The sequence below is a fragment of the Dethiobacter alkaliphilus AHT 1 genome, assembly GCF_000174415.1.
In the GTDB taxonomy this organism is placed as follows: Bacteria; Bacillota; Dethiobacteria; order Dethiobacterales; family Dethiobacteraceae; genus Dethiobacter; species Dethiobacter alkaliphilus.
In genome coordinates, this window is the sequence record NZ_ACJM01000007.1 from 1 (window position 1) to 16343 (window position 16343).

18 protein-coding genes are annotated in these 16343 nt (G+C 51.1%); 2 read left to right on the forward strand and 16 right to left on the reverse strand.

Features of this window, described 5'->3' with window-relative positions:
• Window positions 1-13 precede the first annotated feature (13 nt).
• The 5 genes from DEALDRAFT_RS07590 to gap form a co-directional block, all read right to left on the reverse strand.
• Entirely contained in the window at window positions 14-238 is a 225-nt protein-coding gene (locus DEALDRAFT_RS07590; protein ID WP_008516364.1) for a hypothetical protein, read from the reverse strand.
• 86 nt (window positions 239-324) lie between these two features.
• The gene (locus tag DEALDRAFT_RS17405) at window positions 325-456 is read right to left on the reverse strand and encodes a hypothetical protein (protein WP_008516365.1); all 132 of its coding nucleotides are present in this window, start codon (window positions 454-456) and stop codon (window positions 325-327) included.
• Window positions 457-564: 108 nt separating this feature from the next.
• Window positions 565-1326 (reverse strand): glucose-6-phosphate isomerase family protein, encoded by a 762-nt coding sequence (locus tag DEALDRAFT_RS07595; RefSeq protein WP_008516367.1) that lies wholly within the window; start codon window positions 1324-1326, stop codon window positions 565-567.
• Window positions 1314-2765 carry a phosphoglucomutase/phosphomannomutase family protein gene (locus tag DEALDRAFT_RS07600; protein WP_008516369.1) on the reverse strand — a complete coding sequence of 484 codons (1452 nt, stop codon included), beginning with the start codon at window positions 2763-2765 and terminating at the stop codon, window positions 1314-1316. Before DEALDRAFT_RS07600 ends, DEALDRAFT_RS07595 begins: the two co-directional genes overlap by 13 nt.
• A gap of 113 nt (window positions 2766-2878) precedes the next feature.
• Window positions 2879-3886 carry a type I glyceraldehyde-3-phosphate dehydrogenase gene (gene gap, locus DEALDRAFT_RS07605; protein ID WP_008516370.1) on the reverse strand — a complete coding sequence of 336 codons (1008 nt, stop codon included), beginning with the start codon at window positions 3884-3886 and terminating at the stop codon, window positions 2879-2881.
• Window positions 3887-4080: 194 nt separating this feature from the next.
• Here gap and dapB point away from each other — a divergent pair, with 194 nt between their 5' ends.
• Window positions 4081-4884: a 4-hydroxy-tetrahydrodipicolinate reductase gene (dapB, locus tag DEALDRAFT_RS07610; RefSeq protein ID WP_008516372.1), complete on the forward strand. Its 804-nt coding sequence runs from the start codon at window positions 4081-4083 to the stop codon at window positions 4882-4884.
• A gap of 70 nt (window positions 4885-4954) precedes the next feature.
• Entirely contained in the window at window positions 4955-5557 is a 603-nt protein-coding gene (locus DEALDRAFT_RS07615; protein WP_008516375.1) for an HFCD family protein, read from the forward strand.
• Here DEALDRAFT_RS07615 and DEALDRAFT_RS07620 read toward each other — a convergent pair.
• The 11 genes from DEALDRAFT_RS07620 to DEALDRAFT_RS07670 all read right to left on the reverse strand — a co-directional run bounded on the left by DEALDRAFT_RS07620 (window position 5554) and on the right by DEALDRAFT_RS07670 (window position 16092).
• Complete coding sequence (locus tag DEALDRAFT_RS07620) at window positions 5554-5940, reverse strand: thioesterase family protein (RefSeq protein ID WP_008516377.1); 387 nt, start codon at window positions 5938-5940, stop codon at window positions 5554-5556. The two genes, DEALDRAFT_RS07615 and DEALDRAFT_RS07620, sit on opposite strands and share 4 nt — an antisense overlap.
• Window positions 5933-6718, reverse strand: coding sequence for an alpha/beta hydrolase (locus DEALDRAFT_RS07625; protein WP_008516379.1), 786 nt, complete (start codon window positions 6716-6718; stop codon window positions 5933-5935). The genes DEALDRAFT_RS07620 and DEALDRAFT_RS07625 overlap by 8 nt, the downstream gene beginning before the upstream one ends.
• Before the next feature lie 247 nt (window positions 6719-6965).
• Window positions 6966-8138, reverse strand: coding sequence for a coenzyme F420-0:L-glutamate ligase (locus DEALDRAFT_RS07630; protein WP_008516382.1), 1173 nt, complete (start codon window positions 8136-8138; stop codon window positions 6966-6968).
• 386 nt (window positions 8139-8524) lie between these two features.
• Window positions 8525-9664 (reverse strand): acyl-CoA dehydrogenase, encoded by a 1140-nt coding sequence (locus DEALDRAFT_RS07635; protein ID WP_008516384.1) that lies wholly within the window; start codon window positions 9662-9664, stop codon window positions 8525-8527.
• Window positions 9665-9701: 37 nt separating this feature from the next.
• Window positions 9702-10619 (reverse strand): hydroxymethylglutaryl-CoA lyase, encoded by a 918-nt coding sequence (locus tag DEALDRAFT_RS07640; RefSeq protein ID WP_161598023.1) that lies wholly within the window; start codon window positions 10617-10619, stop codon window positions 9702-9704.
• Window positions 10620-10839: 220 nt separating this feature from the next.
• The gene (locus DEALDRAFT_RS07650) at window positions 10840-11619 is read right to left on the reverse strand and encodes an enoyl-CoA hydratase/isomerase family protein (RefSeq protein ID WP_008516388.1); all 780 of its coding nucleotides are present in this window, start codon (window positions 11617-11619) and stop codon (window positions 10840-10842) included.
• A 108-nt stretch (window positions 11620-11727) separates the two neighbouring features.
• On the reverse strand, window positions 11728-11868 hold the full coding sequence (locus DEALDRAFT_RS16880) for a hypothetical protein (protein ID WP_008516390.1): 141 nt from the start codon (window positions 11866-11868) through the stop codon (window positions 11728-11730).
• Between the two features lie 41 nt (window positions 11869-11909).
• Complete coding sequence (locus tag DEALDRAFT_RS07655; protein WP_008516392.1) at window positions 11910-13574, reverse strand: AMP-binding protein; 1665 nt, start codon at window positions 13572-13574, stop codon at window positions 11910-11912.
• 184 nt (window positions 13575-13758) lie between these two features.
• Complete coding sequence (locus DEALDRAFT_RS07660) at window positions 13759-15369, reverse strand: sodium:solute symporter family protein (RefSeq protein WP_008516394.1); 1611 nt, start codon at window positions 15367-15369, stop codon at window positions 13759-13761.
• Window positions 15369-15632: a hypothetical protein gene (locus DEALDRAFT_RS07665; RefSeq protein WP_008516397.1), complete on the reverse strand. Its 264-nt coding sequence runs from the start codon at window positions 15630-15632 to the stop codon at window positions 15369-15371. The genes DEALDRAFT_RS07660 and DEALDRAFT_RS07665 overlap by 1 nt, the downstream gene beginning before the upstream one ends.
• 127 nt (window positions 15633-15759) lie before the next feature.
• Complete coding sequence (locus tag DEALDRAFT_RS07670) at window positions 15760-16092, reverse strand: hypothetical protein (protein WP_008516400.1); 333 nt, start codon at window positions 16090-16092, stop codon at window positions 15760-15762.
• Window positions 16093-16343: the final 251 nt, after the last annotated feature.

Genomic DNA, 16343 nt, shown 5'->3' on the forward strand with positions numbered 1-16343 from the left:
TTTTTAATGCTTTCTATAGAAAATCATTATCCAACTTATATCTATACAAGTCTTCCCGGTCATACTCATTTTTGCCCAATTTAAATTTGCCCAACTCATCAGGCTTAAACTGGAGAAGATAGTTCTCCAGAGCTTCCAATATCAGTTCGCCCTCGGTTTTGCTTGTCTCTTCAGCGGCTTTCTTTAACATGTCGAGAATATGAACCTTTTCCTTAGGCACGGTAACATTAAGAATCATAGCACTCACCCTGATATTATTTTATCTTCTTTTGATTAATTTTACAATATTAGTATCTATGAAAATGAGCACGCCCGTGGGCGTGCTCATCTCCTTCTTCTTTTGCGTTTTCTTTTGCGGGGTCGTGGGGGAGCATAAGTTTTTTCGTCCAATGTCATGGACAAGATGTTATAAATTAAAGCCACACCGATAATTCCCAGAGGCACCAGAACTTCCATATAAAAGCTGCCCCCTCACTTGTCAATTGTTATTTATTATATGAGGTGGCTGATTTATTGGTTACCTGGGGCAATAGTAAATCGCCACTTTTGGAAGTGGCGATTATTTTAAAAGTAATTTTCCGGTTGGGTGAGGAAAGCGAATTTATCCGGAGAGGAGAGAAATTCCTGATACATAGGTTTGCCGCTGATTAAGCCCAGTTCCGGATGATCCTGTACCTGACGCAGGGATATGCGCGGGGCGGGCTTGTAGCGGGGATTGGGGATGAAGGTTTGGTCTTCGCCTTCGGCGGCCAGTTCAAAGTAGGCGCCGCCGCCCAGTTCTTTGATGGGGCTGTAGACCGAGTCAAAGCCGGAGGCTACCCAGTTGCTCATCACCAGGACTTCAGAGCCGGGGTTGATGGTGATGTGGCCGTAACCCGGGGGAATTAAGACTTTGTCGCCGGGTTTTGCTTCCACCAGGATAACGTCTACGCCGTCATCGTCGGGTTCGGTTTGCAGGAGGTAGTGGGCGGTGCCGTAGAGCACTTCGTACACTTCCGGATAGGTTACTTCTGTACCGGGTTTTAGTGGGTGGTAGTGACCGGCGGTTTTTATGTATTCCGGGCCTACCTGGCCGGAACGGAGCACTGTTATGTCGTAGCGCAGGCCGTGTTTGGCCATTAGTTCACGGTCTTCTTTGTAGCCGACGCCGCGATACATATAATAGAGTTCCTCGGAGCCTTGGCCATTTTTGTCATAGAGAACATCCAGCATATCCTTTTTGTAACGAACATCGGGATCTATGGAATCCAGTTCGGCCCAGAAGGTCAACTTACCGTTTTCATCGGTGGAGATTGACAGGCCGCTGGTTTCTTTTAGATCGTACAAGGCTCGCCCTCCTTTGTCTGGGAACATAAAGTTTGTTTAACATGTTGTTGGATTTTTTTCTTTTCTTCCTCTGAGTCAGCTTCCACGTAGATGCGAAAGACCGGTTCGGTTCCGGAGGCACGGACTAAGCACCAGTTGCCGTTTTCCAGAACAATCTTTAAGCCGTCAACACGGGATTGGGAAACAACCGGTGTGCCCGCCAGTTCTTTGGGCTCCCAGCTTTCCATGTTGTTGATGATGTCTTTTTTCGCTTCTTCGGTGGTGCGGAGATCTATGCGTTCGCTGTAGAGCGGGCCGTAGTTATCGGAGATTTCCTTTAGGAGCTGCGCTGCGGTTTTGCCGGTTTTAGCCAGCATTTCGATGAAGAGCAGGCAGCCTAAGATGCCGTCTTTTTCCGGGACATGGCCGCGGATACTGACGCCGCCGCTTTCTTCTCCGCCCAGGAAAGCGTCCTGCTCACGCATGGCCTGACCGATATATTTAAAGCCTACCGGAGTTTCCACTATGGAGAAGCCATGGTGGTCGGCAATGCGGTCCAGCATGTGGGTGGTAGCCACCGTTCTGGCCACTGTACCTTCCCAGCCGCGGCTTTCTATCAGGTACTCCATAAAGAGGGTCAGGATTTCATTGGGGCTGTAGTAGCGGCCGCTGGGATCGATTACTCCCAGTCGGTCGGCATCGCCGTCCAAAGCTACCCCGATATCTGCTTTGGTTTCTTTGACTTTTTCGGCCAGGGCCTTAAGGTGATGGGCGGTGGGTTCCGGGAGCGCTCCGCCAAAGAGGGGATCGCGCTTGTTATTAATTGTCTCCACCTTACAGCCGTGTTTGGTTAAGAACTCGTCTAAATAACCGATGCCTGCGCCGTACATGGGATCCACTACCACGTTGATGCCGGATTTTTTGATGGCAGAAAAATCTATGAGCTTTTCCACATGATTGACGTATTCTTCCATGGGCTCAATGGTCTCCACCAGCCCCTTTTCCCAGGCATGGGTCAGGGAGTAGCGGTCCACAGTGCCGGATTTTTGGATATCCACCAGACAGGCCACAATGGGGGCTATGTCTGCGGGAAGGGCCGGGCCGGCATAGGCCGGAATGAACTTGATGCCCAGGTATTCTGCCGGATTATGGCTGGCGGTGAGCATTACTGCGCCGCCGGCGTTGTGGACGGTGACGGCATGGGCCACCACCGGAGTTGGTGTGTGTGTTTTACACAGATAGACCTGAATGTTGTATCTGGTCATTACTTCTGCCACAACCAGGGCAAACTTTTCTGCTAAAAAGCGGGTATCGTAGCCGATGACAATCCCGCGGTCGGCCAAGCCTTCGTCTCTTAGATGAGTGGCTATTGCCTGTGATACACAGCGGACATTATCAAAGGTAAAATCTTCGGCAATAATGGCGCGCCAGCCGTCAGTGCCAAATGTTATCTCTGCCATTAAAAATCCCTCCTACCGGAAATAAACTGCAAGTTGCCGTTAACTCCCTATATATATTCCTGTTTTAGCTAATCATTCCCTGCTATCTTGGCAACTTCTTCCTTAATATTCGCTTAAATTCCCTGTTGTGCTATATAAAACGACAAGTCGGCCACTCGCTGCGAATAACCCCATTCATTATCGTACCAAGCCACAACGCGCAGCATATTGCCGCCCAGGGCCATGGTCAGCAGGCTGTCCACTACGCTGGAATAGGGTGTGCCTTTGTAATCCACGGAAACCAAGGGCTCTTCAGAGTAGCCAAGGATACCGCGTAGTTCATTGGCAGCGGCGGATTTAAAGGCCTCGTTTGCTGTTTCTGCCGTTACTTCCTTGCCCAGGTCGGCCACAAAATCCACCATGGAGACGGTGGGTGTGGGTACACGAACGGCGTAGCCGTCCACCTTACCTTCCAGCTCGGGAATGATTTTGCCGAGAATTTTGGCGGCACCGGTGGTGGTGGGAATCATGGAGACCTGAGCTGCCCGGGCGCGGCGCAAATCGGGATGGGGCAGATCCAGGAGGTTCTGGTCGTTGGTATAGGCATGGGTGGTGTTCATCAGGCCTTTTTTCAAAGCAAAGTTTTCATGGAGTACTTTAACTACGGGAGCCAGGGCATTGGTTGTACAGGATGCGTTGGAGAGGATATGGTGCTTGTCCGGTTCGTATTGGGTATGGTTAATTCCCATGACGATGATTTTGTCTGCGTCGTTTACCGGGGTGGAGACAATTACTTTTTTGGCTCCGCCCTGCAGATGACGGGAAGCATCTTTGTGGGTACGGAATCTGCCGGTGGATTCAATGACGATATCTACTCCCAATTCGGACCAGGGGAGATTTTCCGGCTGGGCTTCCGCCAGGATGCGGATATCCCGTCCGTTTACATTGAGGTTATCTCCTTTGACCGACACATCACCGGGGAACTTACCAAAGAGGGAGTCATATTTTAAGAGATGCGCCAGCGTGGCGTTATCCGTCAAATCGTTTATGGCGGCAACGCGCAGGTTCTCGTTTTCCATCAGCGCGCGAAACGTATTTCGCCCGATACGGCCAAAACCGTTAATGCCGATATTTACAGTCATGGTTATCCTCCTTTATTCATGCTGACCATTTATTTGGGGATGCTAATGTGCACAAATGGTCTTTTTTGTCCTTGTGTCACATCTGTCTTATCTTGCCCTGAGCAGCAGCTTACAATTCCAGTGCATACTTGACATTCATAAGCTGATATAAGACAATGACTAATAAAGATTGGCAGACTAGGAGGTTTTTACATATGAAAATAAAAGTGGCAGTTAGCGGAGCGCTGGGCAATATGGGCAAAGAAGTGATTCGGGCCGTTACCGCCGATGCGGATTTAGAACTGGTGGCAGCCATTGATACCAATGGAGATAATACCAGCGATATTGGCCCCATTGCTCATATCGGGGAAACAAACATCCCGGTAAACAACGACATGGCAAAAACGCTGCGGGAAATCAAGCCCGATGTGGTGGTGGACTTCACCTCACCTTATACTGTGATGCAAAACGTGGAAACTATTATGGCTGCCGGAGTGCGACCCGTGGTGGGCACCACCGGCATCACGGAAGCTGATTTGGAAAAAATTAAAGGATGGTCGGAGAAGTATGGTGTGTCGGGCATTATTGCGCCAAACTTTGCCATCGGCGCGGTGTTGATGATGCTCTTTGCCGCCCAGGCGGCCAAGTACCTGCCGGATGCGGAAATCATTGAGCTCCATCATGATAAAAAAGTGGATGCGCCCTCCGGCACCGCCATTAAGACGGCGGAGATGATTCTCAAATCCCGGGGACGCTCCGGCCGGGAGGCCCGGGAAGAGCTGGAGAAAGTAAAGGGTGCCCGCGGCGGTGAAATGGATGGTGTCAATTTGCACAGTGTGCGGCTGCCCGGTTTGGTGGCTCATCAGGAAGTACTTTTTGGCGGTATCGGCCAGACTTTGAGTATCCGCCACGACAGCATCGACAGGACATCTTTTATGCCCGGTGTGGTGCTGGCGGTCAAGGAAGTTATGAAGAAAGAGGAAGTAATTTACGGACTGGAAAATATACTCAATCTATAATCCGCCCCGGACAGGCACGAACCCCCTTCCCTCTGCATATATATTATTGCAATTGTGAAGGGGGTTCTTTATGCATTTAAAAGGAAAACAAATTGGTTTTGCCTTACCGGAAGGGCACTTTTCCATGCCTGACATTCTAACTGAAGTAAAAAAACTTGTGTCTGCAGGGGCCGATGTGTACCCGCTGTTTCTGGCAACATCCGAACAACCGGAGATAGACTCCCAGTTCACAGAGGCTAAAAAAATCCTGGAACAGGTCACCGGTCGGGAGATGCTCACCACAACCCTGGCAGACGAAGCCGGAGAAACATCCGGCGAAGACATTAATTTTGACATCATGGTCATTGCACCCTGCCCGGGAAACTTTCTGGTCAGGCTGGTTAATGCCCGTACAACTTCAGCCCCGCTGTCCAAGACAGTTCGCCACCTGCAGGAAGGCAATCCGGTGGTCCTGGCGGTTATCACCAACGGAGACTCGGAAAGCCTGCTGCAAAACGTGGAGCAAATCCTAAGCATTAAATCCTTTTTCCTGGTGCCCTTTGGTCCCGTTGACCAGGGCGGCAAACAGATTTATCTGGCCAGGCTGGATTTACTTGCGGAGACGGTTACCTATGCCGTGCAGGACCGGCAGTTAGAGCCGGTGTATCTGGAACCCTGCTGGCTGCCGCATTAACCTGATTTTTGCTCCACTTTGGCCATAAACTTGGCCTGATCCACCACAAACCGGTCGTGGGTACCTTCACCTACCGGACCGGCATCATCAACTGCTGTAACTTTAAAGCGCAGGCGACGCCCTTCCACTTCCACCAGTTCCGCATGGGCGGTTACCGTCATGTCAATGGGCGTGGCCGCAGTATGGGCCACGTCTACTTTCATGCCCACAGTAGTCTGGCCGTCCTCCAGTTGGCCTTTTAATGCATTGATGGCTGCGTTCTCCATCAGCGCCACCAGCATGGGGGTGGCAAAAACCGGCACGCTGCCGCTGCCAACCTCCATGGCTGTATTTCCTTTTGCCACCTTCATTGCTGCTTCTCCTGTCAAACCTTGCTTAAGCATTGATGTCCACCTCTCCCATTTTATTTATTTTATCTAACCAATCCTGAGCCGCATCCAGTGCCCGCGGCTCCTGGCGCAGCCTGTGCAGCACGCCTTCCAGAAGGACAAGCTCTTTGGGCTCCTGTGCAGCTTCATACAGGATTTTGGCATGCTCCACCGGCACCACTTCATCGGTTGTGCCGTGAACAATCAAGACCGGCCGCGGTGCAATCTGCCCTATGTACCGCCGGGCCTCTACACCATAGAGTCCCTCAAGCCAGACCTTGGCATCCAGCGGGAAATCAGCATCACGGATGGAGCCGATTTCTCTGGCCCGCGCCACAATTTCCTCCAGCTCCTGCTCTTTAAACAGGAAAGAAAATTCAGCGGGACAGGCCATCAGGGCCACCGCATTTACCCGAGTGTCTGAGGCCGCCACTTTGCAGGAAACAGCTCCGCCTCCGGAAAAGCCCAACAGGGAAATGCGGCTCTGGTCCACATCGGGACGGGTACTGATCATGTTCAAGATACCCTGCAAATCCCGGCACCAACCATCCAAGTCAATATTGCCGCCGCTTAGGCCGCAGCCTCGGAAATTAAAAAGTACGGCCATAAACCCGTCGGAGGCCAGGCTCTGCGCCAGCGGGCGGTACCCGGGATCACCATTTGCCGGCCTGCCGGCAGGAATACCGTGGCAAATCACCACAACGGGCATAGAATCTTTCTGCTCCTTGGGCAGATGCAGCTCCCCTGCCAGACGAATTCCGTCCACAGAAATTGTAAATGTGGTTACCCCCATATAATCACCCCATTCCTATTCCCAAAATTAAACAACTACCTCCCCAAATCCTGCAAAAACCTCCACCATTAAGAAAATATTAACGTGGACAGAGGGACAGGTTTATTTGTCCACAAGCAGTGGGATAAGAGGAACCCTCCGCGAGGACAGCCAAGTCCAACTGGCCACTCCACTCCCTCTGCCGTTATTATTGCCCAAAAAACAAACAGCCGTGCGTCAGGTCCGCACGGCTATATTTATACAAATATTATTTTAAGATCCCTTTAACCACAATCACCGGAGTGCCGGCATCTGCTGAGCCGCTGACCAGATCCGCCAGGCTGGCAATCACATCTTCCACCCGCCGCGGTGTGGTCCCCTCGGTCATAATATGGTTATGCTCATAGGCTACCCGGCATTGCTCCGCCAGATGAGCCTCGATTTCTTCTACGCTTTTACCCTCTTCATGGCAGACATCCGCCACATACTTATATTTAATTCCCTCACGGTAGCGGCCGCTGAACCCGTCGGTGGCACCGAAGACAGGCATGGGATCTGCCAGCTCGTAAATCCCTGAGCTGGGATCCTTGTAGGCACCGTCACCATACACCAGCACTTCCACTTTACGTCCGGTGGCCTCCAGGACTGATTGCTGCACTTCCCGGGCAAAGGCGGAAGCTTCCCGCGGTGCCAGTTTCAGGCGCTTATTGGCCGACATGTTGCTTCCCAACAGGCCCCATTCGCACCAGTTCTCGCCTTCGCTGCAGAGGTCCTGCAGGGTAATGCAGTTGTCCAGGTCCTCTTTGATTTTTCTGCGCGTTTTCTCACGGGTATGAATATCGGCGGCGATGACGCCGTCGGGTGAAAACTCCAGGATTCTTTTGGGGTCATTGCTGAGGAAAATGGTAGCTTTAGCACCTTGGCCCTCAATAACTTCCTGATACATCTGCAAATAATTCACCTTAGTGATTGGGTGACGGCAATCTGCCGCATCCAGCTCATCATAGCGAACCAGGCCTGCAACATAATCGAAGGTTTCGGCTAACTCTTCAGAAATAATCTGGTTACCCACTTCGTCACAGGGAAAGGGTAGTTGCACGATAACTTCCCCTTCAGGAACCGCCCGGGCAATCCCTTCCATAATCAATGAAAACCGGTTACGGCTGGTGATGGGAAATACCACCCCCACCATGCTGTCCTTTTTCAGACCCAGCTTAGCCCGGATTTCCTCAGCCACATAATCTACGGAAACAAAATTATTTTGCGCCCGGGCCACCACCGACTCGGTGACGCAAATAACGTCTCTGTCATCCAATAACTCATCATCATTAACCTGCTTCAGTGCAGAAGTCACCATTCCCGTTAGATCAGTGCCGGGAACTACCACACCCATTTTCACACCAAAAGCAAGGGGTCCGATATAATCGGGTAATTTAGGCATAAAACCGCTCCTCCATTTCACCATGCGAAATTCAGTTGCAAAAATACCGTACTACATTCGAGATACCTCCCCCCGATTCCTGCCCATTGTGAAAAATTGCCTACAAATCGGGGACGGACCTTTTTTCGCATTTTTTTGCAACATTTTGCACACTTTCTCCAAAACACAGCAACATGTACTCCGTTTTAAAAGTTTCAAGGCTAATCCAAAATTTCATTTCCATTCCGGGGACGGTTCTCAAATTCTCATTTTAAACTATATATTGTGGTACTGTGAGACGGTGAGAACCGTCCCGGGAGTCTCACGTTTAAAATTGCATAGTAAAAGCCGTGCAGTGTTAGGTTCTGCACGGCTTTGGGTTTTTATGCCTGCTTATCTGCTGCTAGTTAGCAGCCCAGGAGGCGGGCGATGACCAGGCGCTGGACTTCGGAGGTGCCTTCGCCGATTTCCATCAGTTTGGCATCACGCAGGTAGCGCTCCACCGGATATTCCTTCATGTAGCCGTAGCCGCCGTGGATCTGTACCGCTTCGGAGGCGTTTTGCATGCAGGTTTCCGAGGCATACAGCTTGCCGATGGCCGCTTCCATGGAGAAGGGCTGGCCCTGGTCTTTTAACCAGGCAGCTTTGTATACCATGAGGCGTGCCAGTTCGGTCTTCATCTTCATATCAGCCAGTTTAAACTGGATAGCCTGGAACTTGCTGATGGGCTGACCAAACTGCTCCCGCTCCTTGGCGTACTTCAGTGCGGCATCCAGGCAGGCTTGGGCAATACCCACCGACAGAGCGCCGATGCTGATGCGGCCGCCGTCTAAGGCCACCAGGAACTGCTTGAAACCTTCATCTTGATTGCCCAATAGGTTCTCTTTGGGAATCCGGACGTTCTCCAGAATAATCTCCCGGGTATCGGAGGCTTTTAAGCCCATTTTGTCGTAGGGCTGGCCCACGGAGAAGCCCGGGGTATCGGTGGGCACAATGAAGGACGAAATGCCTCTTGTGCCTTTGCTTCTATCGGTAACGGCGGTAATTACCGCCACTTTACCCACACCGACGTTGGTGATAAAGCACTTGCTGCCGTTTAAGACCCACTCATCGCCTTCCAGCACCGCTGTAGTCTGAGTGCCGCCTGCATCGGAGCCGGCATTTGGTTCTGTCAGACCAAACGCGGCAAAAGCCTTACCTGAGGCGCACAGGGGAACCCACTTTTTCTTCTGCTCTTCGGTGCCAAACAGGTAGATGGGGCCCGTACCAATGGAGCAATGGGCTGCATAAGTGATACCGGTGGATGCACAGGCGCGGGAGATTTCTTCCACCGCGATGGCATAGGACAGATATCCGGCACCGGAGCCGCCGTACTCTTCGGAAAACGGCAGGCCAAACAAGCCCATTTCCGCCATTTTACTTGTTATCTCGTGGGGGAACTCACCTTTCTCGTCTAATTCTCCCGCTATTGGCGCCAGTTCCTTCTGGGCAAAATCCCTCACAACCTTCTGAATCATTAATTGCTCTTCCGTCAATTGAAAATCCATGGTCTCACTCCTCTTTTAGAATTTATTTCTCCATCTGTTACTCCCGGCACTGAAGAATACGTGTAAGCGACAGCTGCTTACTGTTTAAATCCCTTCCCAGAATCTTTTCCGCCATCATTGCAGCATTCATCAACTGCTGCCAGTCAAGTCCGGTGGAAATCCCCATCTCTTCCATCATATAAACCACATCTTCTGTGGCAATGTTGCCGGTGGCGTTGGGAACAAAGGGGCATCCGCCCAAACCACCAATGGAACTCTCTATTACCCTGATTCCGGCCCAGACACCGGCTAAGGTACAGGCTAAGCCCAGACCCCTTGTATCGTGGAGGTGCAGGGAAAACCTGTCTTCAGGAAAGCGAGCCACGATCCCCTGACATAATTGGGCCACCTGCCTGGGATTTCCCAACCCTGCCGTATCTGAGAGAGAGACACGCTCCACACCCAGGGAAAATAGCTTTTCCAACAGATCATAGACACGGTCATAGGAAGTTTTGCCCTCAAACGGACATCCAAAAGTGGCAGACAGAGCGGTGCGTATAGTCAACCCGTTTTCTTTGGCTAAATCACTGATAATGGCCGCCTGCTGCAATGCTTCATCCACTGACATGCGCACATTCTTCTGACTGTGAGTTTCACTGCAGGACACCACATATTGCAGCTCTTTTACTCCACTGGCAATGGCATCTTCAGCCCCCCGGCGATTAACCACCAATGCCGAATAGGTCACGCCCTCCGGCTGTCCCAGTGCAGCCACAATTTCTTTGGCGTCCCGCATCTGCGGCACCGCCTTGGGGCTTACAAAGGAAGTAATCTCAATCTCACGCAACCCGGCCGCCGTCAACGCACGGGCCAAACGGATCTTATCTTCTGTAGCCACAAACTGCTTCTCATTCTGCAATCCATCCCTTAACCCAACTTCCCGGATTAAAACATCTCCACTAAGATCCGATAGCAAAAACATCACCCCTTCAAAGAAAATGCCGCCCGCCAATCCCCTAAAGGCAGCCAACCTCTAAAAGCAAGGCAGGCAGCAAAAACAAACAACTTTTCAAACTGTAATCTGCTAAACTCCAGCGCCCAGGCCTGCAGGAATTTGCATGGTTTATGCGAAAAAAGGTCCGTCCCCAATTTGCAACCAAGAGATGCGTAGCTCATCGTCGGTCCGCCAAGGCCTCCTAGCGGCCTTGGTAGTTCGGCTTCCGTTTTTCGTTGAATGCTTTTAGTCCCTCATCCCGGTCTTTACTGTAGAGGCAGCGGTTATATGCTTCCGCTTCCAGCGCCATCCCGGCGGTCAGGTCCACTTCCACACCCAGGTCCACGCAGCGCTTGGCCTGCTGCAGTGCCAGGGGAGCGTTTTTGGTAATCTCCCGGATCAGATCTGCGGTGGCCTCCATTAGTTGGCCGCGGGGTGCCACTTTGTTGGCAATACCCCACTCGAAGGCCGTTTGCCCGGAGATTTTCCGGCCGGTATATATTAATTCCTTGGCCTTGTTTTTACCAATGATACGGGGCAGGTTTTGCGTACCGCCGCCGCCGGGGATAATGCCTAGCCCCACCTCCGGCAAACCGAGAAACGCTTCTTCTGCCGCCACAATCATGTCGCAGCAGAGGGCAAACTCGAATCCGCCGCCCATGGCAAAGCCGTTTACCATGGCCACAATGGGTTTGGGGAAACGGACCACTGCTTCAAAAGCATCGCAGAACAACTCCCGCTGGCGAATCATTTCATCCTTGGTCATGCTTTTCCGTTCCTTGAGGTCGGCTCCGACACAAAACGCCCGCTCTCCTGCTCCGCTTAGGACTACAGCCCAGACGTCGATGTCTTTGCTTAACTCATCCATCACGGCGATAATGTCTTTGGCCATTTGTGTGCTGAGAGCATTTAACGCATCGGGCCGGTTTAGGGTAACTATGGCGTAATGCTCCCGTTTTGTCACCTCAATGGTTTCCCACATCTGCAACCCTCCTCTTTTAGGTCATCTAAGTCAGCCTGTTTTCCGGTCGTTTTTTGCTACTTCTTCTTTATCGCAAAAACAATGCCAATTCTGCAAAAGTCTTTTATTTTAAATAACGCCCTGTTTTATGGGGTTTTGGGCTACGGCAACTGCGCCGGGGCAAAAGCCGCGGGCCCCGACTGATGCACCCTCCCATAATTTATGCAATGCCGCATCAAACTTCTCAACCGTATAGGCAAACATCGGCACGGAAGAAAACTCCGCGCCGATGTTTTGATGCATTAACTCATCTAGGCTGTAACGATGCTATCTGCATCCTCCAGCTTAAGCTCCTTAATGGCCATTTCCCGCAATTTGTATTTCTGGATTTTGCCACTGGCGGTCATGGGGTACTCGTCAACGAAACTGACGTACTTGGGAATCTTATGGCGGGCAATTTTACCCTTGGAGAATTCGCGGATTTCTTCAGTACTGGATGTTTCGCCCTCCCGCAGCTTAATGACGGCCATTACTTCTTCGCCGTATTTTTCACTGGGAACACCGATAACCTGAACATCCAGCACCTTGGGATTGGTATAGAGGAATTCCTCAATCTCACGGGGGTAAATGTTCTCGCCGCCGCGGATAATCATATCCTTGAGGCGTCCGGTGATTTTTACATATCCATGCTCATCCATGGTGCCCAAATCCCCTGAATGTAGCCAGCCATCCTTGTCAACGGCTTTTTCTGTGGCTTCCGGCATCTTGTAGTAGCCCTTCATCACCACATAGCCGCGCATGCAGATTTCGCCCTGAACACCATGAGCACACTCTTCCCCGGTCTCCGGGTTAAAGATTTTCAGCTCCACACCGGGCAGCGCACGGCCCACGGTGGATACCCGCCGCTCCAGCTCATCGTCGGTGCGGGTTTGCGTTACCACCGGTGAGGACTCAGTCTGACCGTAGGCGATGGTTACTTCCGGAGCCATCTTGTCGGTAACTTTGCGCATCACTTCAATGGGGCAGGGAGAACCGGCCATAATTCCGGTGCGCAGGGAGCTCATGTCATACTTGGCAAAGTCGGGATGATCAAGCTCGGCAATCCACATGGTGGGCACGCCCTGCAGTGCGGTGCACTTCTCGCGGTCAATGGCCTCCAGCACCCACTGCGGATTAAACTCTTCCACCGGCACCATGGTGGCACCGTAGACCACACAGGTGGTGATACTCATGGTCAGGCCGAAGCAGTGGAAAAACGGCACCGGAATACACAGCCGCTCTTTTTCGGTATAATCCTGAGCAGCGCCTACATAATAGGCATTGTTGATTACATTATTATGGGTAAGCATTACGCCTTTGGGGAATCCGGTGGTCCCGGAGGTGTACTGCATATTAATCACATCATCGGGATCGCAGGCTTCCTGCATGGAGGCCAGCTCTTGGTCACTGACATTTTCGCCCTGCTTGAGAAACGCACTCCAGGTAAACAGGCCGGGAAATTCTTTTTCGCCCATGTAAATCACATTTTTAAGATAAGGAAGTTTTTCGCAGTCCAATTTGCCCGGCTCTGCTGTGGCCAGCTCGGGGCAGACCTCATTAACAATATCCACATAATTATTGCCGCGGTATTCTTCAATTAAAAACAGGGTGGTTGAATCGGACTGCTTGAGCAGATACTCCAGCTCATGGCTGCGGTAGTTGGTATTAACGGTAACCACCACCGCACCGATTTTGGCTGCACCAAACAACGCAAAAACCCATTCCACCACATTGGTGGCCCAGATAGCCACATGATCGCCTTTTTTAACGCCCAGGCCGATAAAAGCCTTTGCTGTCTGATTAACAATGTCTTGCAGCTCACTGTACGAATACCGTAAATCCTTTTGCACATTCACCAGCGCATCTTTGTCGGGGTACTTTGCTGCAGTATCATCCAATAAATTGCCGAAAGTGGTGTTGAACTTTGGAACAAACATTTATACTCCTCCTTTGGGTAATTAATATATTTTCTAAATATTCTTGCAATTTATATGCCATACTGCATTTGCTTCTGAAAAATTACAATAAATACCTACAGACAGCCCGAAGCCGGAGAATAATCTCCGGCTTCGGTTCTTATCCGGGGCAGCGGATAAGACTGTAAGGAGGTTAGGGGCAAGCTTAGTGTAAGTCATCACAGTACTGCTGAATAACCTCGGGCCTGTTGGGCTTGGTCAGCAGTGAAACAATAATAAAGAAAATGGCCGAGGCCGGAACCAGCCAGACCTGATGGCCTGTGGGTAAGAGGAACCCGCCTTCGCCCCAGATCCACTGACTGGCAAAGAACCAGTGCGGGCTGCCCAGCACCTCTTTGGCATAGAGCCAGGTAAACAGGGACAGCGGGAAGAATACACAGATGGTGGCAATGGTGGCGGTGGTATTGGCCCTCCCCCACCAGATTCCGCCCACCAGCGGGACCCCGGTGGTACAGATAATCACTATAAAGGCCCAGCCCGACAAGTCAAGCACCATCGCCGCCGGATTAAAGGCAAACAGGGTGCAAACAAACATAATTATTATGGTCCAGATTCTAAGTGATTTTACGGGATTGTTAATGGCCCAGGTATTGCCCATCACCTTACCCATAAAGTCACGACCAAATAGCACGTTGAGCACCATCACCCAGGCTGCAGCGGTAGCCATGGAAATGGCCAGGCCGCCGGCTACCAGAATACCCAAAACCCATGGCTGATTCAATGCTTCAACCAGCGCAATATAGGAGTAGTCGGTCATGGCCGCGCCGCCAATGCCAAATGTTTCCTGAATCATGGCCAACACTTCCACCGCATTGGTGGCTCCGGCGTCCATCATGGGATGCAAGTTCTCCAGAGTTACACGGGCAGCGGTTCCGGCAATCAACAGGCCCCAGTACATGGGTCCGCCGAAAATTACAGCCCACAGAACGGAACGACGGGCGGATTTAATATCCATGGTGGTGAAGAAACGGACTACGGTGTAGGGCATGGTGGAGAAACCAAAATGCCACACAAAGTAGAAACCCACCGCTCCGGTCCAGTAACTCATAATGGGATGGGAGAAAGCTCCTCCCGGGTCGGCTCCCGGCATCAACCAGAAGTTGGGGTTGTTGGCATATACCGCCTCACCCAAACCGGAGAAACCGCCGTACAGGTTGAGTACCACAAAGGCCACAACCACCGACGCCAGGGTAATCAAAACTCCCTGAAACGCCGAAGAGAAGGTGGTGGCAACCATGCCGCCCATCCAGACATAGAACATAATAATCAAAGCGCCGAGAATAATGGCGTAGGTGTAATCAATACGCAGAATCGCCATCATAAACAACCCGGTACCTACAATAGATAAAACGATATATGCCCAGCCGGACATGATGGTGGGAATACCGGCCAAAACCCGCATCAGCTTGGGGCTGTCAAAGCGGTCGGCAAAATAGTCGGTAAAGGACACCGGCGCGTATTTGCGCATCGGCGCCGCCGTCAGCATGGTAGCCAGGGGCAACCCGGCAATAATGGCCGACAGGACCCACCAGAACGGATACCCCATAAGGAAAATAAATGCAGGCATCCCCAAAAACGACGCGGGGCTGAAATAAGCCGCGGATAACGCAGCCCCGTTTACCACCGGGCCAATTTTGCGGCCCGCCACATAGTAGTCCATAGGATCCGCTGACGCCTTACGCGTGGAGTAACCAATGGCCACAATGACGGCAAAGTAGATAAACGCTGCAAATATGACAACAGGATTAGCTTCCATTAATTATCCCCCCCATCACTGCTTTGCGACCTTTTGTCATCCCGCTCCGGCAGGTAGACCCAAAGCCAAGCCAGGAAAAAGTTTAATCCCATCACGCCGATGAAGCCGTTATAGAAAAAAGATGCCGGTGCGCCGCCAAGAGTCCAGGAGTAGGTCATACCTTCCACGTTCATCTCCAGGATCATCATTGTCAACACATATCCATACAGCAAGAGGCATCCCAGCCAGAAATAGATTGGCAAACCCTTCTTCTTCTTTTTCAAATTTCTCCTCCTCCTTTTAACATAGAGTTAACAGGGCCATAAATTATGTCGCCCATCTCCCACCTCCCCGAATTGCAAGAATTGTCTGACAACTAAAAACACACCACACTTACTCTTTCCGCTGCCCTTAAGACTTAAGCGTCTTTTCTATAAACAGACGGTAATGAATCTCTGTAAAGATGAACATGGTAGCTATGGGAATACCGCTGCCCACAATCATTCCCCACAAGATGTTCTGAGAGAGATCCAGCCCCGCCCGATATAGCAGGTAATTGAAGAAAACACCAAGCAGAAAATAAGGAGTATACCACCTACTCTTTTTAAACGCTTTGTGCCAAGCTTGTTTGTCTTCCTCCGACTCAAACTCCAACTTACGCGTCTTTCTGGAATCCACAACTTCCAGCGTTACCTTTTCCGCCGCTGCCCCGGCGTCATTCTTGCGCTTACTTTTAGCTGACATTACCTAGACCTCCTTAACACATATTTTATTACTACCGCTAAGTGTAATATATTCCTAAATCATTGCCGGATATACGAATAAAAGCATGATAACTAAATATTTATAATTGTCTGAATATTTATGCAACTAACGTGCCAACTCTGCATACGACACAAAAACACGAAATAAAGGCAATCCTGCCGGGGGCAGGACTCACCCTTAATGCAAAAACACATCAAACAATGGGGACAATCATTTTGTCCACCCGGCAA

Excerpts from the sequence above, each read along its gene's own strand:
- DEALDRAFT_RS07670 (WP_008516400.1), bottom strand. The coding sequence starts at position 16,092 with ATGTCAGCTAAAAGTAAGCGCAAGAATGACGCCGGGGCAGCGGCGGAA.
- DEALDRAFT_RS07630 (WP_008516382.1), bottom strand. The coding sequence starts at position 8,138 with ATGCCTAAATTACCCGATTATATCGGACCCCTTGCTTTTGGTGTGAAA.
- DEALDRAFT_RS07620 (WP_008516377.1), bottom strand. The coding sequence starts at position 5,940 with ATGCTTAAGCAAGGTTTGACAGGAGAAGCAGCAATGAAGGTGGCAAAA.
- DEALDRAFT_RS07660 (WP_008516394.1), bottom strand. The coding sequence starts at position 15,369 with ATGGAAGCTAATCCTGTTGTCATATTTGCAGCGTTTATCTACTTTGCC.
- DEALDRAFT_RS07635 (WP_008516384.1), bottom strand. The coding sequence starts at position 9,664 with ATGGATTTTCAATTGACGGAAGAGCAATTAATGATTCAGAAGGTTGTG.
- dapB (WP_008516372.1), top strand. The coding sequence starts at position 4,081 with ATGAAAATAAAAGTGGCAGTTAGCGGAGCGCTGGGCAATATGGGCAAA.
- DEALDRAFT_RS17405 (WP_008516365.1), bottom strand. The coding sequence starts at position 456 with ATGGAAGTTCTGGTGCCTCTGGGAATTATCGGTGTGGCTTTAATTTAT.
- DEALDRAFT_RS07655 (WP_008516392.1), bottom strand. The coding sequence starts at position 13,574 with ATGTTTGTTCCAAAGTTCAACACCACTTTCGGCAATTTATTGGATGAT.
- DEALDRAFT_RS07590 (WP_008516364.1), bottom strand. The coding sequence starts at position 238 with ATGATTCTTAATGTTACCGTGCCTAAGGAAAAGGTTCATATTCTCGAC.
- gap (WP_008516370.1), bottom strand. The coding sequence starts at position 3,886 with ATGACTGTAAATATCGGCATTAACGGTTTTGGCCGTATCGGGCGAAAT.
- DEALDRAFT_RS07650 (WP_008516388.1), bottom strand. The coding sequence starts at position 11,619 with ATGTGGGAAACCATTGAGGTGACAAAACGGGAGCATTACGCCATAGTT.
- DEALDRAFT_RS07615 (WP_008516375.1), top strand. The coding sequence starts at position 4,955 with ATGCATTTAAAAGGAAAACAAATTGGTTTTGCCTTACCGGAAGGGCAC.
- DEALDRAFT_RS07600 (WP_008516369.1), bottom strand. The coding sequence starts at position 2,765 with ATGGCAGAGATAACATTTGGCACTGACGGCTGGCGCGCCATTATTGCC.
- DEALDRAFT_RS07625 (WP_008516379.1), bottom strand. The coding sequence starts at position 6,718 with ATGGGGGTAACCACATTTACAATTTCTGTGGACGGAATTCGTCTGGCA.